Source organism: Vibrio sp. 10N.222.46.A1, from assembly GCF_041473595.1.
In the GTDB taxonomy this organism is placed as follows: Bacteria; Pseudomonadota; Gammaproteobacteria; order Enterobacterales; family Vibrionaceae; genus Vibrio; species Vibrio tasmaniensis_A.
In genome coordinates this window covers 10,255-18,254 of the sequence record NZ_JBFRSN010000257.1, presented here as the reverse complement: position 1 = coordinate 18,254, position 8,000 = coordinate 10,255, and the positions used below count along the sequence as shown (strand labels likewise).

The 8,000-nt window shown below is 45.2% G+C and carries 8 protein-coding genes; 3 read left to right on the top strand and 5 right to left on the bottom strand.

The window, feature by feature from the left end; translation table 11 throughout:
* Positions 1 to 72: 72 nt before the first annotated feature.
* The 3 genes from thiI to pomA form a co-directional block, all read right to left on the bottom strand.
* Complete coding sequence (gene thiI / locus AB4496_RS08995) at positions 73 to 1,521, bottom strand: tRNA uracil 4-sulfurtransferase ThiI (RefSeq protein WP_009847462.1); 1,449 nt, start codon at positions 1,519 to 1,521, stop codon at positions 73 to 75.
* Between the two features lie 356 nt (positions 1,522 to 1,877).
* Positions 1,878 to 2,825 (bottom strand): flagellar motor protein MotB, encoded by a 948-nt coding sequence (locus AB4496_RS08990; RefSeq protein ID WP_009847463.1) that lies wholly within the window; start codon positions 2,823 to 2,825, stop codon positions 1,878 to 1,880.
* 11 nt (positions 2,826 to 2,836) lie between these two features.
* A complete protein-coding gene (gene pomA / locus AB4496_RS08985) occupies positions 2,837 to 3,601 on the bottom strand; it encodes a flagellar motor protein PomA (RefSeq protein WP_009847464.1) in 765 nt (254 codons plus the stop codon).
* A gap of 298 nt (positions 3,602 to 3,899) precedes the next feature.
* Here pomA and xseB point away from each other — a divergent pair, with 298 nt between their 5' ends.
* The 3 genes from xseB to dxs are packed head-to-tail and all read left to right on the top strand — an operon-like array spanning position 3,900 to position 6,952.
* A complete protein-coding gene (gene xseB, locus AB4496_RS08980; RefSeq protein WP_004734405.1) occupies positions 3,900 to 4,142 on the top strand; it encodes an exodeoxyribonuclease VII small subunit in 243 nt (80 codons plus the stop codon).
* Positions 4,143 to 4,162: 20 nt separating this feature from the next.
* Positions 4,163 to 5,047 (top strand): (2E,6E)-farnesyl diphosphate synthase, encoded by an 885-nt coding sequence (gene ispA / locus AB4496_RS08975; protein ID WP_009847465.1) that lies wholly within the window; start codon positions 4,163 to 4,165, stop codon positions 5,045 to 5,047.
* A gap of 21 nt (positions 5,048 to 5,068) precedes the next feature.
* Positions 5,069 to 6,952 (top strand): 1-deoxy-D-xylulose-5-phosphate synthase, encoded by a 1,884-nt coding sequence (gene dxs, locus AB4496_RS08970; protein WP_009847466.1) that lies wholly within the window; start codon positions 5,069 to 5,071, stop codon positions 6,950 to 6,952.
* Positions 6,953 to 7,111: 159 nt separating this feature from the next.
* Here the strand turns inward: dxs and pgpA are convergent, their stop codons facing one another.
* Together pgpA and AB4496_RS08960 are read right to left on the bottom strand one after the other, a co-directional pair.
* A complete protein-coding gene (pgpA, locus tag AB4496_RS08965; protein ID WP_009847467.1) occupies positions 7,112 to 7,618 on the bottom strand; it encodes a phosphatidylglycerophosphatase A in 507 nt (168 codons plus the stop codon).
* Positions 7,618 to 8,000, bottom strand: a 383-nt coding sequence (locus AB4496_RS08960; RefSeq protein WP_372130830.1) for an AIR synthase-related protein, incomplete at its 5' end; no start/stop codon positions are given. The genes pgpA and AB4496_RS08960, both read right to left, overlap by 1 nt.

Here is an 8,000-nt window from a genome sequence, read left to right as displayed (position 1 = left end):
TAGACAATAAAAAAGCCGCTTACTTTTCAGTATGCGGCTTTGCAAAATTATTAACGGTTGGTCAACACACCACTATGGGCGGTAAACCTTAACGTTGTGGAAGCCTTGTTCTTGCAAGTAAAGCGCTTGCAGACGGCTCATGACACCACGGTCACAGTACAACAAGTACTCTTTCGATTGGTCTAGGTCACCAAACTGAGTTGAAAGCTTGAAGAACGGGATGTGTTTGATTTCAACACCATCGATCTCTAGCGGGCTTTCATCTTCTTCGTCTGGGCTACGGATATCAAGAACGACAGCGTGCTCAGCAACGGCTTGAACTTGCTCCACTTCTGGTGCCTGTTCTTGGCTCTCTTTCTCGATATCACGGATATCCATAATACGAGCGTTCTCGATCACTTGCTCCAGCACTTCGAAGTTAAACTTAGCTTCTTCCGCTTCTAGTTTGCCTTTCTTCGCTTTCACGGTTGGCTTCTTAGAGATAACACCACAATACTCAGGCATTACTTTAGCGAAGTCTTCAGTACCAATCTTACGAGACAGGTCGATGATGTCTTCTTTGTCCCAGTTGATCAGTGGACGAAGGATCAAAGTGTCCGTCACGTTGTCGATATGACGCAGGTTAGTTAGCGTTTGGCTAGAAACCTGACCAAGAGCTTCACCCGTTACTAGTGCTTCGATACCAAAACGCTCTGCAACCATACCACCAGCACGCATGAACATACGCTTAAGAACAACGCCCATTTGACCGTCTTCAACGTTCTCAAGGATCTCTGCAACTACAGGTTCAAAATCAATAGAGATGAACTTCACCTTTGCAGATGAACCGTATTTATCCCATAGATAATGAGAAACCTGCTTAACACCAATCTCGTGAGCAGGGCCACCAAGATTGAAGAAGCAGTAATGCACTTTAGAACCACGTTTGATGTGTAAGTAGCTTGAAACACCAGAATCAAAGCCACCAGAGATCAAGCTAAGCAGATCTTCTTGAGTACCAAGAGGGAAACCACCTAGGCCTTTATGACGTTCAATAACTTGGTTTAGCTTATCGTTCTCGACTTCAACTTTAACGGTAATATCTGGATTTTTCAGTTTTACTTTTGCTGATTCAACCGCTTGATTTAGACCGCCGCCTACGTAGCGTTCTAGCTCGATAGAAGTAAAATCATGCTTACCACGACGCTTAGCACGTACAGAGAAAGTCTTACCTTCAATAAGAGCACCGCTACGCTCGAGAACTTGCTCGTAAATATTGTGCAGGTCTTTAAATTCTGATTGCTGAACTTCAAGGGAGTGATGAATACCCGGAGTTTGCGTCAATACTTCAAGTGTTTCTTTAAAGTATTTGTCGCTCTCAGACGTCACTTCGATATGGTCACGGCGGTTGAAGACAGCCACAGACTCAGTACGACGCTGAAGAATAGTACGAATATTACGTTCTAGAATCTTTGTGAAGCGCTTACGCACCGATTCACTTTTTACAAAAATTTCCGGGTGGGGCTTAACAATAAATTTCATAGTACTTTCACGCCAATAAGGTTCACAATTTTAATAGGTTCATCACCACGTAAAAGGTCATTTCACATAGTTATTGAAGCAATAATAGATCAATATTAAATCTAAGGGCGCGAATTATACATGAGAAAATCAAACAAGGAAAAGAGTGCGTGCTTTGGTGCCATTAATAAACTCACCTTAGTGACAAACTATCGTCTCGATTTCATCCAAGCTCATTTATCCATATCTTCTCTTCTCTTCTCTTCTCTTCTCTTCTCTTCTCTTACTAGCTTGGTACAAACCCTTTTGTGTATCAGACAAAGAAAAAGCCCAATCTACGACAGATTGAGCTTTGGGATGCATATTCTTGGTAAATACTATTCAGTGATTACTGGGACTTCTTCACTGTAAAGCGGTTCGCCCTGCATAATACTGATTTCAACACGACGGTTTAAGCTACGTTGCCATTCAGTATCGTTCGGCTCTACTGGCTCAGTATCAGCCATACCACGCACTCTTAAGCGTTGATGAGAGAAACCACGGACCTTTTCCATCTCTTGAGCCACAGACACCGCACGCTGCGATGATAAGTCCCAATTAGAACGGTAAAGCTCAGAATCAAGACGTTGATTATCAGTATGCCCAGAGATTCGGACAATGCCCGGAACATCTTTCACTAACTCGGCAACCTGTCTCACCAAAGGTCGGAACTTAGGCTGTAGGAAAGCGGATCCTGATGGGAATGCACCCTTCTCGCGAATTCGAATCACAATTTGCTGGCCAAGGTTTTCCACCTCAATCGCGCCTTGGTCGATCTCTCGCTCCAACGCCTTCTTGATGCTCTCCATCAAGGTTTCCATCTCTTGAGACTGTTCTTGAGCTTGCTGTTGCTGCTGATCTGATTCTGAGTTTTGGTTGTTGTGCGCAGAAACCTCTGCTGATTTACCCCCCGTCATCTTGCCCTGATCACGCATCGTACCGCCAGCACGCTCAGATTCCCCTTCATGAAACTCTAGAGTTTGCTGCGTAATATCAATGGTTTGCTGCATGATTACATCAATAGGCGTCGGTTCTGGGCGACCAGGACGAAACTCCTGCGCAATAATGCTGGTACCTTTAGGAATGTCTTTTACTTCCAAGCGGTTTTGTACACCAAACGCGAATTTCATTGAGCCTGCGATCTGTTTAAATTTCAGTACGTCCATCTCAGAGAATGAGAGGAGCAGTACAAAGAAACACATCAACAATGACATCAAGTCAGCAAATGTTCCCATCCATTGTGGCAAACCCGGAGGGGGACATTTACATGGATTTTCTTCATCCATTTTTATTCCCCTTAAGCCATTTCACCATCAATCGTACGTTTACCTTCGTTAAGGTAACTCTTCAGGTAACCGTCAATAACTCGTGGGTTTTGACCATCTTGAATCGCGAGTACGCCATCCATCACCAAACGACGATTCAGTGTCTCTTGGTCACGACGTAGAGCAAGTTTGTCCGCGATAGGGAAGAACACCATGTTCGAAAGAATTGCACCATATAGAGTGGTTAAAAGTGCAACCGCCATCGCCGGCCCGATCGCTTTTGGATCATCCATGTTCGAAAGCATGGCAACCAAACCAACCAAGGTACCAATCATACCCATTGCGGGTGCAACATCACCAAAAGCTGTAAATACTTTAGCGCCCTGTTCGTGACGTTCTGTGGTTAACGCGATGTCTTTTTGCAGTGCTGCACGCACTACATCACCATCATGGCCATCAACCAATAGGTCGATACCCTTTTGCATGAAACTGTTGCTGATTTCCATCTCTTCAAGTGCTAAGAAACCGCCTTTACGCGCGGCATCCGCCATCTCTACGACTTTAGCAATAAGATCTTCTGGCTCATCGGCTTTAAACATAAATGCTTTACCGGCAATTTTTGCCGCACCAAAGAACTGTCCCATGGTGAATTTCATTAGAACAACAAACGTTGAACCACCAATCACGATCAAAACGGATGTCGTGTCATAGAACATCCCGAGGCTTCCACCTAGGATCATTGCCATAATTACGAAGGCAAATCCACCAATCAAACCTATTAGGGTTGCTAAATCCACTGAGCACTCCTCATGCTTTTTTACAGTTCTACGTCGACGATAATATTCTTATCGGCAAGACTATAAGATCTTTTAGTTAATTCTTCGTCTAAGTATCACACTTTTCGTTTTTGAATCACAACTATTGGCTTACTTTGGACTTATCCAAAGCGTATAAACTCGATAAAGCCACGGTTATTCAATCAAAGTAAATTCAAGCGCCTTAAAAACGAACTTTCTAGCAAAAATTCTTGGTTACATTTGACCATCTCAGCGGCCTAGGGTAACGTTCGTTCATCTTTCCAAACGCAGATTTATTATGGCTACTAAGAAACCTGAAAATATGAGCTTTGAAGCGGCTATCGAAGAGCTTGATGGCTTGGTTGATCAACTAGAAAATGGTGATCTAGCTTTAGATGATGCGCTGAAAAAGTTCGAACGAGGCATCTCCCTCGCTCGTGCTGGTCAAAGTAAACTAAACGACGCTGAACAGCGTGTTAGCATCCTGCTGCAAAATGATGAAAATGCAGAACTGAGTGACTTTAACCCACAACCTGAATAACAAATTGTATGAGATCCCCTATGATCGAGACGTTATTGTCTTATCAAGCACGTAATAACGAGCAACTTAACCTTTGGCTTGATCGCCTGCCACACCAAAATCAGAATCTCATTAACGCGATGCGTTATGGGTTACTTTTAGGCGGCAAACGCGCACGTCCGTTTCTTGTCTACATTACAGGGGAAATGCTCGGTTGCACTGCGGAAGAACTCGACACTCCAGCTTCAGCAATCGAATGTATTCATGCCTATTCTCTGATTCACGACGACCTTCCAGCAATGGACGACGACGAATTGCGTCGTGGCCATCAGACTTGTCACATTAAATACGATGAAGCAACGGCAATTTTAACTGGCGATGCACTACAAACTCTCGCGTTTACTATACTTGCGGAAGGCACATTAAGTGCTGACGGGGAAAGCAATCGCGTTCGAATGATTCAACGCCTAGCAGAAGCATCTGGTGCACAAGGTATGTGTATTGGACAAGCACTTGATATTGAAGCTGAAAACCGCTCTGTCACGCTAGAGGAGTTAGAAGAAGTTCACCGTAACAAGACTGGTGCTCTAATGAAGAGTGCGATTCGTTTAGGTGCTCTAGCTGCTGGCGAAAAAGCGTTCGAAGTGATGCCTCAATTAGATAAGTACGCCGATGCAATCGGGTTAGCCTTCCAAGTTCAGGATGATATTTTAGATATCATTAGCGATACCGAAACTTTGGGTAAACCACAGGGCTCTGATCAAGAATTGAACAAAAGCACCTACCCTTCTTTGTTAGGTTTAGAGGGCGCTCAAGAAAAAGCGCAAACTCTGCTACAGGAAGCGCTTCAAGCTTTGGCTGCAATCCCATACAATACCCAGTTACTCGAAGAGTTCGCCCGATACGTCATCGAGCGCAAGAACTAAGACAATAAGCGCGCATTACCTATGACTCTTGATATATCCAAGTACCCAACTCTTGCTTTGGCTGATAAGCCAGAGGATTTGCGTCTACTTCCAAAAGAGACGCTTACACAGCTTTGTGATGAATTACGCACCTATCTTCTAAACTCAGTGAGCCAGTCAAGTGGCCACTTAGCATCGGGCTTAGGTACGGTAGAGCTAACCGTTGCTCTGCACTACGTGTACAACACGCCTTTTGACCAGTTGGTTTGGGATGTTGGTCACCAAGCCTACCCGCACAAGATCCTTACAGGTCGTCGTGACCGCTTATCGACTATCCGTCAAAAAGATGGACTGCATCCATTCCCATGGCGGCAAGAGAGCGAATACGACACGCTTTCTGTTGGTCACTCTTCAACATCGATCAGCGCCGGACTTGGTATGGCGATCAGTGCGAAGAAAGAGGGCAAGAACCGTAAAGTCGTCAGTGTGATTGGTGATGGCGCGATTACCGCAGGTATGGCCTTCGAAGCGATGAACCACGCGGGTGATATTCACAATGACATGCTGGTTATCCTGAACGATAACGAGATGTCGATCTCTGAAAACGTCGGTGCGCTAAACAATCACCTAGCTCAAGTTCTTTCTGGCAGTCTTTACACGTCAATTCGTGAGGGCGGCAAGAAAGTGCTATCGGGCGTTCCGCCGATTAAAGAGCTCGTTCGTCGTACAGAAGAACATCTAAAAGGCATGGTTGTCCCTGGCACCATGTTTGAAGAGTTAGGCTTTAACTACATTGGTCCGGTTGACGGTCACGATGTGAATGAGCTGATTAAAACGCTGAAGAACATGAGAGACCTAAAAGGCCCTCAGTTCCTGCATATCATGACCAAGAAAGGCAAAGGCTACGAGCCAGCAGAGAAAGATCCAATCGGTTACCACGGCGTTCCGAAATTCGATCCCGCACACTCAAGTCTGCCTAAGAGCACCAGCTCGAAACCAACTTTCTCTAAGATTTTTGGCGACTTCCTGTGTGATATGGCTGCGCAAGATCCTAAGCTGATGGCAATTACGCCAGCAATGCGTGAAGGTTCTGGCATGGTGCGTTTCTCGAAAGAATACCCAGAACAGTACTTCGATGTAGCGATTGCTGAGCAGCACGCAGTGACACTAGCAACGGGTATGGCGATTGCGGGTGATAAGCCGATTGTGGCTATCTACTCGACGTTCTTACAACGTGGCTACGATCAACTGATCCACGATGTCGCTATCATGGATCTACCGGTTATGTTCGCTATTGACCGTGCAGGTCTTGTTGGCGCCGATGGTCAAACACACCAAGGTGCGTTCGACTTAAGCTTTATGCGCTGTATTCCAAACATGGTGATCATGGCACCAAGCGACGAAAACGAATGTCGCCAAATGCTATACACTGGCCACCAGCACACAGGTCCAAGTGCCGTTCGTTATCCTCGTGGTAATGGTATGGGCACCGAGATTCAAAGTGAGTTTACTGCGCTAGAGATTGGTAAAGGTCGTATCGTTCGCGAAAGCAAAAAAGCAAAAGATGGCTCGAAAGTCGCTATCCTAAGCTTCGGTACTTTCCTTGAGAGTGCACTTCAAACCGCAGACGCTATCGATGCGACAGTGGCTGATATGCGCTTTGTGAAGCCACTCGATGAAGCTTTGATCAAACAACTTGCTGCAGACTACGATGTACTTGTTACTATCGAAGAAAACGCAATAGCAGGTGGTGCGGGCGCGGGTGTGATTGAATTCTTGATGCAAGAGAAACTACTGATGCCAGTATTGAATCTTGGCCTCCCAGACAAGTTTATTGCTCAAGGAACACAGGATGAGCTGCATGAAGAGCTTGGCTTAGATGCGAAAGGCATTGAGAAGTCGATCTCTGACTATCTTGCTAAATAGCCTTAACACGTAAGCTCGTAAGCTCGTAAGCTCGTAAGCTCTAAAATCGTAAGCAATAAAAGCAATAAAAGCAAAAAAGGTTGGCCCTAGGGTCAACCTTTTTAGTATCCGAGACTTAGCTTAATGTGCTTGCAACTAAGTCTTAATCCTTTAGCTAACTTAAACTAACCAGCCCGCGAAATGTGCCACTGCGTACAAGGCAACAGCCGCCATAATACCCGCCACGATATCATCAATCATGATACCTAAGCCGCCGTGTACTCGTTTATCTAGCCAGCCAATAGGCCAAGGCTTCACCATATCGAAAAAGCGAAATAGAACAAAACCAGTGAATAACCATTTCCAGTCATCCGTAGGGATATTCAATAAAGGCACTAGGCCCATGGTGATCCAAAAGCCCGCAAACTCATCCCATACGATAGAGCCATGGTCGTGTACACCCATATCATCAGATGTCACCTGGCAGATCTTGATACCGATAATACAACTAACAACCACTACTGCGACATAAGCAGGAAACGGTAACTGAACCAGCAATAGATAAAATGGAATCGACGCAAGCGTGCCCATTGTGCCTGGAATAATCGGCGATAAGCCACTGCCAAAACCCGTAGCCAATAAGTGCCAAGGATTTTTAAGAGAAATAAGAGAAAGTGGATTTGTCATCAATTAACCTTAAAGTGATCGTAACCAGTTAAGTTCCAGCTTAGTGGTTCACCATTATTGTGTAATTCAAAATATTCTACAGGTCTTATCTGGCCAATGCAGGTGACTTTTGTACCTGTGTGCGACAAAGCACTTTCCAATGAACCTTTATTCTCTTCCGGCACGGTAAAGCAGAGTTCGTACTCTTCACCACTGGTCAATGCATACTGCTGTGCAGAACCGGTATCAGAAGAGAATTGAAGTAATTCAGCGGAGATTGGTAACGCACTCACATCAATGCTTGCACCGACCTGAGAACGCTTAAGGATGTGTTTTAAATCGGCAATAACGCCATCAGAGATATCAATAGCCGATGAAGCTAGGTTCACGAGCGCCTGCCCCG

Bases quoted from the DNA above. Each gene is read 5' to 3' on its own strand.
- thiI (WP_009847462.1), bottom strand. From the start codon at position 1,521: ATGAAATTTATTGTTAAGCCCCACCCGGAAATTTTTGTAAAAAGTGAA.
- AB4496_RS08990 (WP_009847463.1), bottom strand. From the start codon at position 2,825: ATGGATGAAGAAAATCCATGTAAATGTCCCCCTCCGGGTTTGCCACAA.
- xseB (WP_004734405.1), top strand. From the start codon at position 3,900: ATGGCTACTAAGAAACCTGAAAATATGAGCTTTGAAGCGGCTATCGAA.
- ispA (WP_009847465.1), top strand. From the start codon at position 4,163: ATGATCGAGACGTTATTGTCTTATCAAGCACGTAATAACGAGCAACTT.
- dxs (WP_009847466.1), top strand. From the start codon at position 5,069: ATGACTCTTGATATATCCAAGTACCCAACTCTTGCTTTGGCTGATAAG.
- pgpA (WP_009847467.1), bottom strand. From the start codon at position 7,618: ATGACAAATCCACTTTCTCTTATTTCTCTTAAAAATCCTTGGCACTTA.